This window comes from Sphingorhabdus sp. EL138, from assembly GCF_945882965.1.
GTDB lineage: Bacteria > Pseudomonadota > Alphaproteobacteria > Sphingomonadales > Sphingomonadaceae > Sphingorhabdus_B.
Genome location: NZ_CAMCWY010000025.1, coordinates 17,422 through 35,802 on the forward strand (window position 1 = coordinate 17,422; position 18,381 = coordinate 35,802).

The 18,381-nt window shown below is 55.3% G+C and carries 16 protein-coding genes and 1 tRNA gene; 3 read left to right on the forward strand and 14 right to left on the reverse strand.

Features of this window, described 5'->3' with window-relative positions; genetic code table 11:
• Nucleotides 1-22 precede the first annotated feature (22 nt).
• The 11 genes from Q0N43_RS10450 to Q0N43_RS10500 form a co-directional block, all read right to left on the reverse strand.
• Nucleotides 23-1,063, reverse strand: a complete 1,041-nt coding sequence (locus Q0N43_RS10450) for a nitronate monooxygenase (RefSeq protein ID WP_295446095.1) — start codon at nt 1,061-1,063, stop codon at nt 23-25.
• A gap of 424 nt (nt 1,064-1,487) precedes the next feature.
• The gene (locus tag Q0N43_RS10455) at nt 1,488-2,828 is read right to left on the reverse strand and encodes a dienelactone hydrolase (RefSeq protein ID WP_295446097.1); all 1,341 of its coding nucleotides are present in this window, start codon (nt 2,826-2,828) and stop codon (nt 1,488-1,490) included.
• Nucleotides 2,786-3,775: a LysR family transcriptional regulator gene (locus tag Q0N43_RS10460; protein WP_295446099.1), complete on the reverse strand. Its 990-nt coding sequence runs from the start codon at nt 3,773-3,775 to the stop codon at nt 2,786-2,788. The genes Q0N43_RS10455 and Q0N43_RS10460 overlap by 43 nt, the downstream gene beginning before the upstream one ends.
• 137 nt (nt 3,776-3,912) lie before the next feature.
• Complete coding sequence (locus tag Q0N43_RS10465; RefSeq protein ID WP_295446101.1) at nt 3,913-5,502, reverse strand: BCCT family transporter; 1,590 nt, start codon at nt 5,500-5,502, stop codon at nt 3,913-3,915.
• 33 nt (nt 5,503-5,535) lie between these two features.
• On the reverse strand, nt 5,536-6,042 hold the full coding sequence (locus Q0N43_RS10470) for a sarcosine oxidase subunit gamma family protein (RefSeq protein ID WP_295446103.1): 507 nt from the start codon (nt 6,040-6,042) through the stop codon (nt 5,536-5,538).
• Complete coding sequence (locus Q0N43_RS10475; protein ID WP_295446105.1) at nt 6,035-8,896, reverse strand: 2Fe-2S iron-sulfur cluster-binding protein; 2,862 nt, start codon at nt 8,894-8,896, stop codon at nt 6,035-6,037. The genes Q0N43_RS10470 and Q0N43_RS10475 overlap by 8 nt, the downstream gene beginning before the upstream one ends.
• Nucleotides 8,893-9,165, reverse strand: coding sequence for a sarcosine oxidase subunit delta (locus Q0N43_RS10480; RefSeq protein WP_295446107.1), 273 nt, complete (start codon nt 9,163-9,165; stop codon nt 8,893-8,895). The genes Q0N43_RS10475 and Q0N43_RS10480 overlap by 4 nt, the downstream gene beginning before the upstream one ends.
• A gap of 1 nt (nt 9,166) precedes the next feature.
• On the reverse strand, nt 9,167-10,420 hold the full coding sequence (locus Q0N43_RS10485; protein ID WP_295446109.1) for a sarcosine oxidase subunit beta family protein: 1,254 nt from the start codon (nt 10,418-10,420) through the stop codon (nt 9,167-9,169).
• The gene (locus tag Q0N43_RS10490) at nt 10,417-10,752 is read right to left on the reverse strand and encodes a cupin domain-containing protein (RefSeq protein ID WP_295446111.1); all 336 of its coding nucleotides are present in this window, start codon (nt 10,750-10,752) and stop codon (nt 10,417-10,419) included. The genes Q0N43_RS10485 and Q0N43_RS10490 overlap by 4 nt, the downstream gene beginning before the upstream one ends.
• Complete coding sequence (locus tag Q0N43_RS10495) at nt 10,749-11,963, reverse strand: aromatic ring-hydroxylating dioxygenase subunit alpha (RefSeq protein WP_295446113.1); 1,215 nt, start codon at nt 11,961-11,963, stop codon at nt 10,749-10,751. Before Q0N43_RS10495 ends, Q0N43_RS10490 begins: the two co-directional genes overlap by 4 nt.
• Nucleotides 11,964-11,967: 4 nt before the next feature.
• Nucleotides 11,968-14,475 carry an FAD-dependent oxidoreductase gene (locus Q0N43_RS10500; RefSeq protein ID WP_295446115.1) on the reverse strand — a complete coding sequence of 836 codons (2,508 nt, stop codon included), beginning with the start codon at nt 14,473-14,475 and terminating at the stop codon, nt 11,968-11,970.
• 237 nt (nt 14,476-14,712) lie between these two features.
• Between Q0N43_RS10500 and purS the strand changes: the two genes are divergently transcribed.
• Together purS and purQ are read left to right on the forward strand one after the other, a co-directional pair.
• Nucleotides 14,713-14,943 carry a phosphoribosylformylglycinamidine synthase subunit PurS gene (purS, locus tag Q0N43_RS10505; protein ID WP_295446117.1) on the forward strand — a complete coding sequence of 77 codons (231 nt, stop codon included), beginning with the start codon at nt 14,713-14,715 and terminating at the stop codon, nt 14,941-14,943.
• Nucleotides 14,943-15,608, forward strand: coding sequence for a phosphoribosylformylglycinamidine synthase subunit PurQ (gene purQ, locus Q0N43_RS10510; protein ID WP_295446119.1), 666 nt, complete (start codon nt 14,943-14,945; stop codon nt 15,606-15,608). The genes purS and purQ overlap by 1 nt, the downstream gene beginning before the upstream one ends.
• Here the strand turns inward: purQ and Q0N43_RS10515 are convergent.
• The gene (locus Q0N43_RS10515) at nt 15,561-15,965 is read right to left on the reverse strand and encodes a hypothetical protein (RefSeq protein ID WP_295446121.1); all 405 of its coding nucleotides are present in this window, start codon (nt 15,963-15,965) and stop codon (nt 15,561-15,563) included. The genes purQ and Q0N43_RS10515 overlap by 48 nt on opposite strands.
• A gap of 6 nt (nt 15,966-15,971) precedes the next feature.
• Nucleotides 15,972-16,703, reverse strand: a complete 732-nt coding sequence (locus Q0N43_RS10520; protein WP_295446123.1) for a queuosine precursor transporter — start codon at nt 16,701-16,703, stop codon at nt 15,972-15,974.
• Between the two features lie 58 nt (nt 16,704-16,761).
• Here Q0N43_RS10520 and Q0N43_RS10525 point away from each other — a divergent pair.
• Nucleotides 16,762-16,838: transfer RNA gene (locus Q0N43_RS10525), tRNA-Arg, on the forward strand.
• A gap of 192 nt (nt 16,839-17,030) precedes the next feature.
• Here the strand turns inward: Q0N43_RS10525 and Q0N43_RS10530 are convergent.
• On the reverse strand, nt 17,031-18,230 hold the full coding sequence (locus Q0N43_RS10530; RefSeq protein ID WP_295446125.1) for a recombinase family protein: 1,200 nt from the start codon (nt 18,228-18,230) through the stop codon (nt 17,031-17,033).
• Nucleotides 18,231-18,381: the final 151 nt, after the last annotated feature.

Sequence of the window (18,381 nt, forward strand, 5' to 3'; positions counted from 1 at the left end):
CGGAATTGGGTGGGAAGCGGAACTAAGACTGCATCTCTCTCGCCAGCTGTGCGATCAGTTCAGCCGCAGGAATGGAACGCGCAAGCGGTGCGCCTTGCCCTGCCCAATGTGCTCCGAAACCACCCTCTCCCGATGCCTTTGCAGCGGCATCGAGCGCCTTTCCTGCATCATAAGCTATTGGGTAGTCCGGAGGGGATTGCGGCACTTGCTGTGCGAGGCCTGTGAACCCGTTAGACAAGCAACGCGCAGGACGACCAGAGATGCCGCGGGTCATGATCGTGTGTTCAGCGGCACTACTGAAAAGGGCCGCGCGGTAAGCGTCGTCAGCACTGCTTTCTGGGCAAGCGATAAATGCCGTTCCAAGCTGAGCCGCTACAGCTCCGAGTTTAAGCGCCGCTCTAACGCTTTGCCCGTCCATGATGCCGCCCGCAGCGATGACGGGGAGTCCCCCACGCCTGACAAGCACGCGGGTAAGCGCCAGCGTGCCAAGGCAATCGTCCGGTAGAGCGGGGTCGAACATACCACGATGCCCCCCAGCCTCAAAGCCTTGGGCTACGACTGCATCAATGCCCGCGTTTTTTGCAGCATCTGCTTCCGAAAGGCTCGTCGCCGTCGCGACAAGGAAGCAACCAGCATCCCTCAACGCCTTTATCTGTGCGGCCGCTGGAAACCCAAAATGGAAGCTGACCACCGCAGGACGAAGATCAACTAAGGCGCGAAGCATTTGGTCGTCTTCAAGGAAGCTCCGATAGATAACGCGCAGTGCCGCAGGTGGGTTGGCACCAAATTTCCTGAACGTGGGAGCAAGCGCAGATAGCCACGCTGCTTCGCGACCTGCGTCCTGCTCCGGACAGGCGTGAACGAACACATTCACATTGAACGCTCGTTCCGTAAGAGCGCGCAGCTCCTCAATCATCGCTCGCGCACCGGCAGCGTCGGTTGCTCCAACGCCAATTGAGCCAAGCCCCCCCGCATTTGAAACAGCGGCGGCTAATTTAGGAGTAGAGACGCCCGCCATAGGTGCCTGAATGATGGGAAGGCTAAGGCCGAGTCGGTCGAGCATGTGCGCATGATGCTCCCTGACGCGACCGTCCGCAATTGGGTCGGGAGCGGACCGTCTGCTTTTAGCGATTGCTCTTTGTGGAGGCCTGTCCCTTACATCGCTCTGACGTCGCGTCACCATCCGATCAACCACCACCCAAGTTGACAATCACTCCCTGTTCCTATAATGTTCCAACGTTCTTTGACAGCCAAATGCGGCATAGAATACTTCCCGTTCATACAAGCTTCTCTCTCGCCGCAATGTTGTAGGAAATTTTGTTACGCGTCCGACATATTGCGCAATCTGGTCAAGTGCGATTTGGGTGTGAACTTGCACGCAATTCTGGGGGTTTTGGGGGCCTTCTTTGCGGCGGGCGGGCTTTGCGCATATCCGCCGCTTCGCAAAAAAGTCTGGCTCTTTGACGCCCGACGGAGCGACCCTATCGTTACTTCGCCGCTTCCTGATGCTGCAAGGTCATCCCTTGTGCATGGCGGCGTTGGAAGCCCTTCCATAATGTCACGCCTTCGCCGCCGGGGCTATATGCGCCCCATGCTGTTCCGGCAGGGGCATTCCATTGCCCGTCATCCGAATTTTCAACGGCCATATGCAGATACGCCGCCTTGCTGGCGTCTTGTCGCAAATGCACGGCCAGAAATGCGGTGATGAAATGCAGGTTGATGGCGTTAATCCGGTCCTGCCGCCAGATCGGGTCTTCAAACCAGTCGATATCCCACACGGTCCCGCGCATTTCGGACGGGGCCGGATTGAGCGCAATCGAATGGCCCGCCTGCCTATAGGTCAGCAAAGTGCGATCACTATTTAGAGCGCCACCAAAGACCGCAAGCGCGCCGGTTTTATAGTCAACAGTCGCGTCACTATCGCCGTGAATCAGAAGCAAAGGCGCGGTGAGTGCGGCAAGACCTTCTGCGCCCCATGCGCTGCGTGGCGCGCCGCCAGCCGGTGCCAATGCCACGATGGCCTTCACCCCTTTTAACGCCATGGCATCGGCCTGCGCACGCCCCCGCGCAAATGTCTTGAGCCAGCCGCCCGCGACCAGATCCATATTCGGCCCCGCCGGATCCAGCGATGCCCCGCCAGCGGTCAGCACGCCATAGCCGCCTTGTGAATAGCCAATCAGCGCAACATTATCCGCATCGATCAAGTTGCCCAAAACAGCGCGCAGTTCGCTTGCGACAAAAACGATGTCGCGCGGTCGGTTGAAACTCGGTGCGGCGCGGGTACTGGGCGACACGATATAGGGGTTTGGGTCACGGTGATGAATGGCGGCAACGACATATCCCTTGGACGCCAAATTTTCCGTCAACCACGTCATCATGGCGGGATTGTTGCTATAGCCATGGCTGATGATCACCAAAGGATGCTTGCCGCCTGCTGCCTTCGCGCCGCTAACCGCCATGCCCTTTTGCGAGAAGTTTACCGGCGGGAACGGTGGTTCGGCCCACAGGCTTCCGCGATAGACAACTGGCTTTGCGCCATTTTTGACCGTTGCGGGGTACCAAATATCCACCCGCAACTTGCGATTAACAAGGGGAACTTCGGTGCCGCCGGAAGCCCCATTTTCGACATCCGGCTGATTTTTATGGGTCAAAAGGACCGAACGGAAACCAACCTTATTTGGACCTAAGGCCGCAAGTTCCGGCGCGTCAACGCCCGGCATACTCGGAACGCCCGCGTGGATTGGCGCGGGGAGCAAGGCCAGGCAAGCAAGCCAGATGCAGCGGATCATGCCATCATCTCCGCGCCGTCCAGCGTTGGAGCGGGCCAAGCCAATTGTTGGGCCATCCAGGGATATTCGGCAATCAACGGCGGGAAGGTTTTTTCGCGCAAAACCTGCTGGCATAAAGTCGCCGTGCGCTGCGGAATATCGCCCAGTTCATCCATCCGCGCCACAACCTGAACTGCGCGGGAGAAGCGCCCACGCGTCATCGGTTCGGCGCGCAGATCGGGTAGCAATTCCGGCACAGCCGCCAGGCATACCGGCGTCGTGATTGTCCATCCGATGCCTGCGGCGACCAACGCCAATTGCTGATGCGACGATTCCACTTCGACCATCTGCGGCAGTTTCAATTTCATCCGGACAATCTGGCGTTCGATTTGCTGGCCTGTACCCGTCAGGCGGGAAAAACGGATCAATGGCAATGATGATGGAACGCCGCTTATATCCAATGGCTCGCGAAAATCTCTCGGGAACACCAGAATGAAGCTTTCCTCGAACACCGGATGCAGTTCCACCGTGTCGCGATGTTCAAGGCTGAAGCTGCCGGTCACCATCATGTCGATGTCCCGCGCCAGAAATTCGCCTTGATGCTCTAGCGATATACCCGATCGGATATTCCACCGGTCTGCCCGCGGCCCAAGATGTTGAAGAATAGGCGCGGTAAGTTCGTTGGCCAGACTGAAGGACATTGCGACAGTGACGCTCGAAATTGGCAGGTTTGCGCCTTCGCGGACTTCATCATATGTAAGGCGGGCATGGGCGATCAGCTTGTGACCACGCGCAAACAGCGATTTTCCGCTCGCCGTCAAACCCAATGGGCGCATCGTGCGGTCAAATAAGGACGCGCCAATACCGGTTTCAAGCCGGGCAATCGTTTGCGAAACCGCCGATTGCGTGACCTGCAGATGCGCGGCGCATTGCGACATGCCGCCAAGTTCGACGGTCATGATGAACACTTCCAATGCGTGCAGATCGAATTCCTGCGGCAATTTCATACAGCGGCCCCTCCAAGCGCTTAGGCATAGCCAATGGCTAATATTACCTACGCTAATGGGTATTCGAGACTTTACGTAATAATACTATGCATTTTCGACATGGGCGGATTATGTTTCATCGGCGTTGCATGCTTGCATCACTTTGCCGCGACATTGTCGCTAACCGGATGCCGATGTAATGCCAGCAAGCCTTTTAATGTGCCAACGCACATGACCAGCAAGATGAAGGCCAAGGGCAAGCCCGTGGCAATGGCACCTGCCTGAAGCGAGGTCAGACCGCCATTGAGGAGAAGAAGGACGCCGATACCCCCAACCGCGACAAGCCAGATCGTCTTTTGCCGCAGCAGCGTATCGGTGCGTCCGCCCGCTGTCATCGTATCAATTACCAACGTTCCAGAATCCCACCCTGTCACGAAAAAGATAAGGATGAGGCCAACCGCAACAAAGGACGTGAATTGCGCCCAAGGCAAAGTGCCCAGCAGCACAAATAATTGCGTGTCGAGCGATGCTTTGGCCAAGTCCGTACCATTGCCGGCAACGATCTGCGCAATGCTAGCGTCGCCAAAAATGGTCAGCCACAATATGCCAAGCAAGCTTGGCGAAATGACCGCCCCGGCAATAAATTCACGCACCGTCCGGCCCAATGAAATACGCGCCATGAACATGCCGACAAAGGGTGCCCAGCTCATCCACCACGCCCAATAATAAACCGACCAATCATTGTAAAAACCGGTGTCCGTGCGCCCCAGCGGGTTGGATAATGCGGGGAGCAGTTTAAGATAGTTATAAATGTTGTTGGCAAGGTCGCCAAGGAGTTGAAGCGTTGAGCCCGTGGTCAAAACAAAGATCAATAAGGCAAAAGCAACCCACATGTTCACTTCGCTCAAAATCCGGATGCCCCGGTCAATACCGCCCCGGATCGACAGAAAGGTGATACCCGCCATCACGAGGATGAGCGCTAGGATCATCAGTGACGAGCTCGTCACATTATACAGATAGGCAATCCCTGCCATCGCTTGCTGCGCGCCAAGCCCAAGAGATGTAGCAAGCCCAAAGATTGTAGCAAGTACCGCGAGAATCTCGATCACATCCCCAGTGCGGCCCCACACAGCCTTGCCGAATAAGGGGTAGAATGCCGAGCGCATGGACAGCGGCATGTTGAAGTTAAAATGGAACACCGCAAGCGCAAGGCCGGTGACGGCGAAAATCGCCCAAGGGTGAAGCGCCCAGTCAAATATGGTCGCCGCCATCGCGATGCTGCGTGCAGCAGCAGCATCGCCAACGGCTCCTCCCAATGGCGCGGCAGGTCCGCCTGCCATGGCCGAGGTGAAATGGGTAACCGGTTCGCCAACGCCATAAAAAACAAGGCCGATGCCCATGCCCGCACCGAACAACATCGCAAACCAAGACAATCGCGAATAGTCGGGCGATGCGCCTTTGCCGCCTAAGCGGATTTTACCAAGTGGCGACACGGCCACGACGACACAAAACAGCAACAACAGGTTGCCCGACGTCATGAAGAACCAGTCGAAATGGGAAACCGCACCGCTACGCAATGCCGCGAATAGGTCCGTCGACGCCTCTGGCGCAATCAGGCTGAATAATATGACAGCGAAGGAAATGAATGCCGTGGGCAAGAATACAGCAGGGTTGATGTGCATCCCGGCCCAATTACGGTTGGACTGGCCATAATTGCCCAGATCGATTGCCTTATCCCAATCTGCCATTGAACCCTCCCCCAAAGGTGCGATGCCGCTCGGTCAATGGCGTGCCGCCGTTGTCATCGCCATCCAAAGCCATGCCGCGAAACTGCGCCAGACTTCGACATGGAAACGATCTTCTGCCTCACGAATAAGGATGATTTCGACCGTTTCATAAATGGTCCGCGTGGCCCGACCGACCGCAAATTGGTCCAGATCAAGCGGGCATCCCGACATCAAAATCTCCGCTGCACGCGGACCTTCGATAACAAGGCAGATGGACCGTTCGCTAACATCTGCAACAGCCACGGGCAGGCCTTCACTTGTCGGGATGGTCGCGCCCGCCTGGCGGCGTAGATACCATTCGTCGGGGCCAAGGCACATGATGCCACCTTCGGATGCGCCGATTTTCGATGGTATTTTGACCTTGAATACGCGTTCCAAATCCTGCGCATAGCGGGCCCGCAGCGTGTAACGCTGCATGGGCGGCGCAAGGCTGATACGGACACCGTGCGCTACACAGGGGGTTTCGGAAACAGGCTCATGACGAATAAGGGCGTCAGACATTCAGCCGAGCTCCTTTCGGGTCGTAGAAAACAACGCCGCTGACTTTGGCGGTATGCGTCTTGCCTGGCATCGGAATATGTAGCGTGTCGCCCGTCATATCATGTCCACCAGCGACCAATGCCATCGCAATCGAACGGCCAAGCGTTTCGCTCCAATAGGATGATGTCACATGACCAATCATTGTCATCGGGATGGGTTGGTTGGGGTCAGCAACAATCTGCGCGCCTTCCTGTAACACAATATGCGGGTCGTCGGTCAGCAGGCCGACCAATTGCTTACGTCCCGGCGCGACGATATCAGGGCGTGCCATGGATCGCTTGCCTACAAAGTCAGGCTTTTTCTTGCCCACCGCCCAATCAAGACCAGCGTCAAAGGGTGTTATTGTGCCATCTGTATCTTGGCCGACAATGATGAAGCCTTTTTCTGCGCGCAAAACATGCATCGCCTCGGTACCATAAGGCGTGATGTCATATTGCGCGCCCTGCGCCATCAATTGTTCCCATACAGCCCGTCCATAAGCCGTCGGCACGTTGATCTCAAAGCCCAGTTCACCGGTAAAGCTCACGCGGAACAAGCGCGTTTCAATGCCGCATATCCTGCCCTCACGGATTGCCATATGTGGAAAGGCTTCTGCGGACAGGTCAATGCCCTCCACCAGTGGTTCAAGCACCTTGCGCGCATTCGGGCCTTGCAGGGCGATGACAGCATATTGCTCGGTCGTGCTCGTCAACCATACGTCTAGGTCGGGCCATTCGGTCTGGAGATAATCCTCCATCATGTTCAGCACGCGCGCCGCGCCGCCTGTCGTCGTTGTTAGGTGAAACCTATCGTGCGCCAGCCGTGCCGACACACCGTCATCGGTGATGAAACCATCTTCCTTCAACAGCAGGCCATACCGACACCGCCCGGGCTCAAGCGCCTTCCACGGATTGGTATACATGCGGTTCAGGAATTCGGCGGCGTCAGGGCCAACGACCTCAATCTTACCCAGCGTCGATGCATCAAAAATACCAAGCGATGACCGCACAGCAATACATTCGCGGTTCACGGCTGCATGCATATTTTCATTTGGCTTAGGGAAGTAACGTGCCCTTCGCCATTGCGCGACCAGTTCAAATACGGCGCCATGTGCCTGCGCCCAGCTATCGATATTGGTTGTCCGTGTGGGTTGGAACAACGCCCCTTTGGCATGTCCGGCCAATGCCCCAAATGTCTGCGGCGTGTAAGGCGGACGAAAGCTCGTGAGCCCGATATCAGGGACAGGCTGATTCAACGCAGACGAAGCGATTTGCAAACCGTTGAGGTTGGACGTCTTGCCTTGGTCGGTCGCCATACCGTTGGTGGTGTAACGCTTGATATGCTCGATGGAGCGAAAGCCCTCACGCACCGCAAGCTTGATGTCCTTTGCCGTCACATCATTCTGGAAATCGACGAATGCCTTTATCCGGCTTTGGTCCTTTGGCGTCGGCAACATATCGATAATCGCGCCCTTGCCAAAATCCCAATCGCCCGAACATCCGCCAACACAGACGACATTTTCATTTGGCTGATCAGGCACATAAGCGCCCAGGTCATCGCGCCATTTCAGGCTGCCCTTGCTGTGCGACCATAAATGCACGCTTGGCGTCCAGCCACCCGCCATTAACAGCGCATCCGTATCAATCCGGCGAACCTGTTGATTACCATAATCGCAGATGTCGACGGACCTGACGCCGTGCCTGCCATTCACGCCAACCACGCCGTGGTTCAAATAAACGGTGATGCCAAGACGGTCCGCCTCATGCATAAGCGCGCTATCGACGCTTTCGCGGACATCGATAATGGCTGAAATGCCAACACCCGCTTTGGCCAGTGCAAACATATCATGCCAGCCGCTATCGTGCGACGCCATTAACGCTAGCGCTTTGCCAACGGCCACGCCGAACCGATTGGCATAGACCTTCGCAGCGGACGAAAGCATCACGCCGGGCGTATCATTGCCACCAAAAACAATCGGTCGTTCAATGGCACCTTGCGCAAGCACGACTTCGTCTGCCCGGATGCGCCACAGCTTTTCCCTTGGCATATCTTCGATTTCAGGAAGATGATCGATCAACCGCTGCACAGCACCTATGAAATTGTCGTGATAATAACCAAACGCCGTCGTACGCGTCAGGATCGTAACATTGGGTGCATCGCTTAACGCTTTCACGCTACGCTCAAGCCATGGCCATAATGACGGGTCAGCCAAAGCGCCGCCACCCAATTCATCTTGCTCATCCATCAGGATGATGCGCTTGTTTGAATCCATAGAACCAAGCGCGGCGTCGATACCGGCGGGCCCTGCGCCGATAATCAACAGATCGCAATGGGCGTAGGTTGATGCATAGACATCGGGATCTTCGGCTGTCGGCGCATCGCCAAGTCCTGCCATTTTGCGAATGGCGGGCTCATACACCTTGTCCCAAAACGAACGCGGCCACATGAACGTTTTGTTGTAAAAACCTGCCGGAAGAAACATGCCCAGCCGGTCGTTGATCGCACCGAAATCCATTTCCAAAGATGGCCAACGATTTTGACTAAACGCCTTGAGCCCATTATGGATTTCAACACCCGTCGCGCGCAAATTCGGGGTAAATCGCCCTAGCCCGCGATTGACCGAAATCAGGGCATTTGGCTCCTCACTGCCCGCCGCAACTAGCCCGCGCGGGCGGTGATATTTGAAGGATCTGCCAAACAGCATGACACCATTGGCGAGCAAAGCCGACGCCAAACTATCCCCCGCAAAGCCCTGAAAGGTCTTGCCATCAAAATGAAATCGAACCGGCTGGCTTCGGTCTACGCGCCCGCCAGTTTCTAGGCGAAAGCCAGTCATCGGCGAGGCTCCCCGGCTTTATAGGTTGCTTCAAATTTATCGGTCACGGTATCACGCACCGCGTTAAAAAAACGCCCGCAACCATGCACATGCCGCCACCGTTCATGATGCCGGCCACGCGGGTTGGCGCGGATGAACAGATAGGCCTCCCACTCCGCATCAGTTTGACCTGATGGGTCGAGCGGTCGCGCTATGTGCGCCTGTCCTGCATTGGCAAATTCAATTTCTGGACGTTTCTCGTCGCAATAAGGGCAGTGGATCAGGATCATATCAATGCGCCACCGCTGCTGCAGCCGCTTCGTCAATCAAGCGCCCATTGCGGAACCGGTCGAGGTTGAAGGGGGCATTGATATAATGCGGTTCATCCTTTGCCATTGTGTAGGCCAGCAAATCCCCGGCACCCGGCGTGGCCTTAAACCCGCCCGTGCCCCAACCGCAGTTGACGTACAACCCCTTGACCGGCGTCTTACCCAAGATCGGCGAGCGATCCGGCGTCACATCGACGATGCCACCCCATGTTCGCAACATCCGCATCCGACGGTAAATCGGAAAAATCTCGCAAATGGCCGCCAGCGTATGTTCCACAATGTGCAGAGCGCCGCGTTGCGAATAGCTCACATATTGGTCCGTTCCCGCGCCAATCACCAACTCGCCTTTGTCAGACTGGCTCATATAGGCGTGGACGGTGTTCGACATCACGACACATGGGAAGGTTGGCTTGATGGGTTCAGAAACCAGCGCCTGCAACGGGTAACTTTCCAGCGGAAAATCGAGGCCCGCCATGTGCATGATCACCGACGTGTTACCCGCCGCCGACACGCCGACACGCTTGGATGCGATATAGCCCCGCGTGGTCTCAACGCCCTCTACTGCGCCATTGGCGTCGCGGCGAATACCAGTGACGGCGCAGTTCTGAATGATATCGACACCCAAAGCAGCAGCCGCACGCGCATAGCCCCAGGCCACCGAGTCATGCCGCGCAGTGCCGCCGCGCCGTTGCAGCGCAGCCCCCAAGACAGGGTGCCGGGCATCTGGCGATATGTTTAATGGCGGGCAATAGGCTTTAGCCTGTTCGGGCGTCAGCCATTCATTATCAACGCCATTGAGGCGATTGGCATTAATGTGCCGTTGAAGGCTTTGCACGTCATGCACATTGTGCGCGAGCATCATGACGCCGCGCTTGGAAAACATGATGTTATAGTTAAGCTCCTGACTGAGGCCATCCCACAGTTTCACCGCATGGTCGTAGAGATGCGCGCTTTCGTCATACAGATAGTTGGAGCGGATGATCGTCGTGTTCCGTCCGGTATTGCCGCCACCAATCCAACCCTTTTCAAGCACGGCAACATTGGTAATCCCATATTTCTTGGCGAGATAATATGCTGCGCCCAGACCATGCCCGCCGCCACCGACGATGATCGCATCATAAGCTGGCTTAGGCGCAGCATCGGGCCATTGTTCAGGCCAATTTTGATGCCCGCTTAAGGCTTTGGCAAACAGGCTGAATGCGCTGAAGCGGGTCATGTGGCACCCGCAACCAAAGGAGCGTAAACGATTACCATTGTACAGCCGCTTTTGCTGCCGGCCCGATGCATCGTGCCCGGCATACGCAGTACGAAATCACCTGGGCCATAGCTGGCATCATCGTCAAAAAAATCACCTTCAATGACGTAGATTTGCTCGATCTCGTCATGTGCGTGCCTCTCGCCCAACGGGCCTTGGGCAATTTTCGTAACCATCGTGCGGTACCCGCGCGGGTCGTCGATAAGCGAAAGGTTCGTCTCACCAGACCGCTTGCCCGGCTTCCAGCCGTCACCCGTCATCTTTATCGAGCCTGATATGGGAAGTGTCGTCATATTGTCTCCGCCTTCAACGCCGCATTGGCTCGGTCGACATAGAAATTTTTGAAATCCTCCACCAGCTTTTCCTCCAGTGCATAGGGGCCTTGGACATAGCCGTCATTGGCAATGCCTTGATGATTGACCATAGAAAAATGTCCATCTTGCACATTCGTGGCCCGCCACAACGCGGCCAGATGATCAGGATCATAATCAACCCCTTCAACAGCATCCTCATGCACCAACCAGCTTGTCCGCAGCAGAGTTTTGTCCGGGCCAATCGGCGTCAGCGAAAATGTGACCACATGGTCGCAACAAAAATGATGCCAGCTATTGGGCTGTGTCCAGACCGAGAGGCTGGAGGTTTCCGGCGCCTTAAATGGCCCAATCAATTTCTGGCACGCAAGCTTGCCGTCTATCGATTGCGTCACTGCGCCATTGGCCAATGCCAATCGGGCAATCCGGTGCCACCAACCATCAGGAAACTCTATTAGCTCATGGTCAATGCCCAACGCCTGCCATTCCGCGCGCTTTGCTTCCAGATAATCATCGGCAGGCGCATCCTTGCCAAAGCCAGTGGTGCCCAGCACGCTGATCAATTCGGGATGACCGACATCGCAATGATAGCATTCGCGATTATTCTCCATCACCAGCTTCCAATTGGCGTCTTCGATATAATCATCCTGCACCGCAATCTTTAGCTTTTCGAGGTCATACACTGCAATCTGATCCGTAATGTCAGCCTTCACCCGATCAATCGGCGGCGGATTGTCGTTTAGGCAGATGAAGATCAGCCCGCCGACATTTTCCAGCGCAACCGGGTTCAGGCCATGGTCTGCCTTGTCGAAATCCTCCACCATGCTGCGCGCAGCGAGAAGCTTGCCGTCGAGGCCATAGGTCCATTGATGGTAAGGGCACATCAACCGCGGCGCACGACCGCTCTGTTCGAGACAGATTTTCGCACCGCGGTGGCGGCAACTGTTCCAGAATGCCCGGACTTCATTGTCGCGTCCCCGCAGTATGATAATGGAATTACCCGCTAGCTCGAACACGAAATAATCGCCCACATTTTTTACATGGGCAACGGTGCAGGCATATAACCAGACTGATTTAAGCATGACCTGCGTGTCGAATGCGAACGCATCATCGCTGACGTACAATCCACGCGGCAGCGTGTGACCTTTACGGTCATTGGAAAGCCAGTTGGCGATCGGGGCGAAATGCGACACGCGTTTAGCTCCTAAGTGCCATATTATCAGGATCGAAGGGTGAATCGGTTATGATCGTCGCTTTATGCCGAACGCCCAAAATGACGATTTCCAATTCCGCGCCCGGCACCGCCAAATCTGGCCGGACCATGGCAAGGGCAAGCGATTTACCGACGCGCCAACCATAGCCACCCGATGTCACGCGGCCAACCACGTCTTCCCCCTTATAAATCGGCTCTGACCCGCGCGCGTCTGCATCAGTGACACCATGGACTTCCATCGTGACCAACTGGTTCGCGCTGCCGCTTTCTTTCCACGCCAGCAATGCTTCGCGTCCAAAAAATGATAGTTTTTTGAGGCTGATGAAACGATCCAAGCCGCTTTCATAAGCGGAATATTCAACCGACAACTCACGCGGGATTAGCTTGTAGCTTTTTTCTAGCGCCATCGACGTCATTGCGCGGATGCCAAATGGCTTAATGTTAAACGCGGCGCCGGCCTCCATCAATCTGTCGAAAATGTAATTCTGCATTTCAATCGGATGGTGGATTTCCCAGCCAAGCTCGCCAATGAAATTGACCCGCAACGCGTCGACTTGCGCAAGGCCAATGCTCATTTTCTTACCCGTCAGCCATGGGAAGGCCTCGTTTGACAAATCCGTGTCGGTCAGCTTTGCCAGCAAATCGCGTGACCGTGGGCCCGCAAGTACCAACACACCCATGGACGTTGTCAGCCGTTCGAAATTGACAGAACCATCCGTCGGCATGGCCTTTTTCAGATAGTCATGGTCATGCCGTTCATATGCCCCTGCCGACACCAGATAATAACGCTGCGGCGCGGCGTTATACACTGTGAATTCACTTCGCACGCCGCCTTTGCCTGTGAGCAAATAGGACAAAGTCACGCGCCCGACCTTTTTGGGCACGGCATTTGTCAGCAATTGGTCAAGCCAGCTTTCCGCACCCGGTCCCGATATCTCGCATTTCGCAAAGGCGCTCATATCCTGAATGCCGACATGCTTCGTCACGTGCAGGCATTCATTACCGACATGTTCAAAATAATTGGAACGGCGGAACGACCATTTTTCACGAACCGGTTCGTTCGGTACAACGGGATGATTGTCGTTCAACAACACATCCGGCTTGTCGAGATCGGCTGCACTTAATGCGAAGCCAGCGGGCGCAAACCAGTTGGGGCGCTCCCAACCAAACACGCTGCCAAACACCCCGCCAAGCGCTTTCATCCGGTCATAGCATGGCGTGCGTCGCAGCGCTCGACCCGCTTCGCGCTCTTCATCCGGATAATGCACAGTGAAGACCTTGGCATAGGCCTCCTCATTTTTTTCAATCAGAAAGCCCCTGCCGGCATAATCGCCAAAGCGGCGTGGGTCGACGCCCATCATGTCGATGGTTGGTTCCCCGTCCACAATCCAATGGGCCAACTGCCAACCCGCGCCGCCTGCGGCCGTAATCCCGAAACTGTGACCTTCGTTCAACCAAAAGTTTTTGAGGCCCCATGCTGGCCCGATGATCGGCGATCCGTCGGGCGTGTAGGCAATCGCGCCGTTATAGACTTTCTTGATGCCTACTTCGCCAAAGGCAGGCACGCGATTCATTGCAGCGACGATATACGGTTCAAGCCGTTCGAGTGCATCGGGAAACAGTTCATATTCGCTGGTCGCAGCAGGGCCATCAACATAGCAAGCGGGGGCACCAACTTCATAGGGCCCAAGCAACAGGCCACCGGCTTCCTCACGCATATAATAGCTCGCGTCAGATTCGCGCAGCACACCCATTTCCGGCAGGCCCGCCTTTTTGCGCGCCATAATGGCGGGATGCTGTTCCGTCACCAGATATTGGTGCTCGACCGGGATGACAGGAATATCCAACCCAACCATTGCGCCTGTTTGCCGCGCAAAGTTGCCCGAACAGGATATGACATGCTCGCACGCAATGTCGCCCTGATCCGTCGAAACCAGCCACTCGCCATTGGGTTTCTGCGTGATTCCCGTAACCGTGGTGTTGCGATAAATCGTCGCGCCGCGCTGCCGCGCACCTTTTGCCAGCGCCTGCGTCAGATCCGCAGGCTGGATGTAACCGTCATCGGGATGTTGAATCGCGCCAATGACCCCGTCCATATTGGCAAGCGGCCAAATATCCTTGACTTGGTCCGGCGTTAGGAAGTTGACATCAACACCAATGGTGCGCGCAACGCCCGCATAATAATGATATTCGTCCATCCGGTCCTTGGTTGTGGCCAGTCGGATATTTGTGACCTGCGACAATCCCGCATGCAGCCCTGTTTCAGCCTCCAAAGTGGGATATAAAGCCACCGAATATTGGTGCAGCTTGCCCACGGAATAACTCAGGTTAAAAAGGGGCAAAAGCCCGGCTGCATGCCATGTGGACCCCGAAGTCAGTTCCTTGCGCTCAAGCAAGACAACATCGCTCCAGCCCATTTTGGCGAGATGATATAAAGTGCTCACGCCTACAACGCCGCCGCCAATAACTACCGCCCGTGCCGTTTTTTTCATTTTATCCACTCAGCCTATTTGTGACTCGGCTATGTCAGATGAAATGGCGGCGCTGCAATTGGATTGCGCCCCCGTCCGGCCTATATAGATTTTTCTAATGTTAATCATTAGCTTTTTACATTATTCGCATAGACCGGACTTTCCAAACCGCGTTAAAATTCGGTTGGCATTAGCTTAGGCTTGAATCGCACGTGGCGACATCTATAGCAACGGAAACTGGCACATGGACGGGTCCTGATGAAAACGCGCATTTTTGTAACATTGAAAAACGGTGTTCTCGACCCGCAAGGAAAAGCCATCCATCACGCCATCGAGGGCTTAGGTTTTTCGGGCGTTCATGACGTCCGGGCGGGCCGCCTGATCGAAATTGATCATGAACCGGGCGTGTCAAAGGCTGACTTGGAATCGATGTGCACCAAGTTACTGGCCAATATGGTTATTGAGAATTTCGAGATTGAGCAGGCCTGATGCGCGCGGCGGTTATCCAATTTCCGGGTTCTAATTGTGATCGTGACATGGCCGTTGCCATTCGCAACATTACCGGTACCGAAACGACTTTGGTCTGGCACGGCGCTGGCGAACTGCCTGATGGGCTTGATCTTATCGCTATTCCCGGCGGCTTTTCTTATGGCGACTATCTGCGCTCTGGTGCCATGGCTGCGCGGTCTCCGGTTATGCATGCGGTCATTAAGGCTGCAGAACGCGGGGTCCCAGTTCTGGGTGTGTGCAATGGCTTTCAGATTTTGACAGAGGCAGGTCTTCTGCCCGGCGCTCTCATGCGCAATGCCGGGATCCGCTTCGTGTGCCGAACGGTTGGGCTAACGGTCGAAAATAATCGCTCTGTTTTTACCAGCGGCTATTCCGCCGGTGAACAGGTCCGAATTCCCGTTGCGCATCATGACGGCAATTATTTCGCTGACACTGAAACGCTTGATAGGCTTGAGGGCGAAGGCCGTGTTGCCTTCCGTTACGCCGAAAATGTCAATGGTTCAGCCCGCAACATCGCTGGTTTGCTTAATGCTGCCGGAAATGTGTTGGGCATGATGCCACACCCGGAACGCATGATTGAAGCTGTGCATGGCGGGTCAGACGGCCGCCGCTTGTTCGAGGGGTTGGTGCGGCAGATCGCTTGATATTGCTGCTGGGCTGACAAGTGGCGCTTTCTTTCGCGGGAATAAAACACGACCCAATATCAAGAGCATAGTCGGCCAAAACATCGTGTTGTAAACATCATGCAGAGCTGCATCCATTGTAGCCTCGCCAGCTGCAGCGCCGCGCAAATCGGCATATTCGTTAAACAACTCAGCGATACATACGATTAACCAGCACCAAGGGCTGTCGAGTCGCCGCCGCAACACCAAAGCCGACAAGCATAAGATCAAAAGCGCCCCATGAACATGCATCGCATCATTGGTCAGGCCAACTGTTTCGATCAGCCAGGTTTTATAGCTGATCCAATGCTCGGCCAGAAGCTGTAAACGGTCTTGCATGACGTTCTAAACTTTTGTTTTGAAGGGTGAAAAGTTCGTGCCCTTGTCGAATATTTCGAAGCCCTCTTTGCGCTTCAGCCAACCAACAACACCATAAGTGACGGGCGTCAGCACAACTTCCCAACCCACTTTCAAGAGCCAGTTGGTAATCATAACGCTCATAACCTGCTCGTTGCTCCACACCCCCCAAAAGGCGAGCGGATAAAAAATGAGGCTATCAACGCCCTGACCCACAATCGTTGAACCAATGGTGCGCGACCATAAATGCTTTCCTGCCGTCCAGATCTTCATGCGCGCCATCACATAGCTGTTTACGAACTCACCCGCCCAAAACGCCGTGGTTGATGCAATAACGATCCGCCAAACTTGCCCGAAGACGCTTTCATATGCCGCCTGCCCTTCCCAACCGGGTGCAGGCGGCAGGGCAACAACAACCCAACTCATAAACGCCATGAAGAGCAGCGCGGCAAAGCCAACCCAGATAACACGGCGCGCGTGCGCATAGCCGTAGACTTCCGTCAGGACGTCGCCAATGACGTAGCCCAAGGGAAAAAATAATATTCCAGCGCCAAAAATCCATTGCTCGCCCGATATTGTCAGCGCCGCAGGCTTGGCCGCCCCGATCACGTTCGAGAGCAACAAAATGGCGACAAACGCAGCCATAACGAAGTCATAATAGCGAAACTGGCGGCCGGTTACTGCGCTGGCGTTTTCATCAATAATAAGATCATCGTGCATGAATCGACATAAGCAGCTTTGCACGGCGGCGCAAAGCCGTTATTGCGCAAACCAGCGCGCGCCCTTAGCTCAGCTGGATAGAGCGCGAGACTTCTAATCTTGAGGCCACAGGTTCGACTCCTGTAGGGCGCGCCACGCAGTCCGCAAAATCACAACTTTCCAGAGACTTCTGTCGTCGGGCACCATGAACGGCGGAGTTCTGCGGGCCTTAGCGCCCCCTAAATTCGTGCAGAAGCCAAACTTATCTCTGTTGTGAGACCATTTGACCAAAAAAGAGGGCCCGTCTCACGGGCCCAAAAAAAGACTTCTTTTAATGTACGCTGGGTCTTAACCGAACCCGAGGACCCGCCTCTGATCCGCCCATGCCAGCGGTAAATCAGTGGCCAGAAGTTTGCTTGGGCTGAGCTTTAATGGCTGTCGCCCTTCCACAATTGCAGTGACAATATCTGGATCGAGGCATGCCAGCTTGGCTACCTTCATCATTCGAACACGGCAACGGCCTTTTTCGGCTGCTAGAGTCGGGATCGATTTGCTGAGATTAGCGGTAATCTGTTGCATGATTGCCCGGGACTCCGCGATGAGAGCTGTAAGTCTCTCGTCTCGCATCTGGACACGGTCACCTGATAGCGGTGCCGGAATGACTAGTCTTAGGGCTTTCCCTCGACGCAGCCTTAAGGCCTGACGTTCGATAGTTAGATTTGTGCGCGAGGGTTGGACTGAGATGTCTGCCTTAATGATATTGAGCAGACCGCGATTATCTATCCGGATAATCACGCGGTTGTCATGCAGGTCGACACGGTTCATCACATTCCGCAGCACTTCCTTTTTCCATAAATATTTCGCAACGCCGAGTTCAGCCGCCACTTTGCCGCATCGCGAAATCACATTGTGCAGCTGCTCACTTGTGTAAGAGCCGTCCAGCAACATGCTCTGCATCTGGCTGCCGGACGCCAGCGTCTGGGAGAGCTGGTCAACGACTATGTTCTCGATATCCCGGGCGCTGACCCGTGACGCTGTATTGTCGCCCAAAGTTTCATAGCGGTTCGCATAATAATGGAAGCGGCGATTGCCTTTCTGCGTATGGGTAAGGACCATCGCCCTGCCCTCTCCATCATATATAAGGCCTGCCAGCACGCCTGTTCGGGGAGATATCTTGCGCGAGCTACCGCCCTGCCCTTGCTTTGCCAATTTGACTTGAACTTGGCCCCACAGCTCTTCAGCAACGATGGCTTCATGCTCGCCTTGGAAGGCTTCACCCTTGTGCACGGTCATGCCTCGATAGATGCGATTGGACAAAAGGTGATAAAGATTACCGCGCTTGAAGTGGACCCCGCCTCTCGTCCCGCCATCTTTCGGCTGTTGGACTTTGGTATGGTGGCCGTTCTTGGTAAGTGCGTCGACCAGTTCAGGAACAGAGCCTGCTTTGAGGTAAAGTTGCATGATGTGTCGGACCTGCTCGGCTTCGGCCTCATTGACCACCAACTTTCGGTCCATGACGTTGTACCCCAGCGGAACTGGACCACCCATCCAAATTGACCTGCCCCCTTCTGGTTGGTCCAAAATCTATGTTATTTTGGACACGGAAGGAAAAGACGAATGCCATGCAAGAAACACACGCCGGAGGAGATTATCGGCAAGCTGCGTGAAGCAGAGATTGTGCTGGCGCAGGGAGGGACGA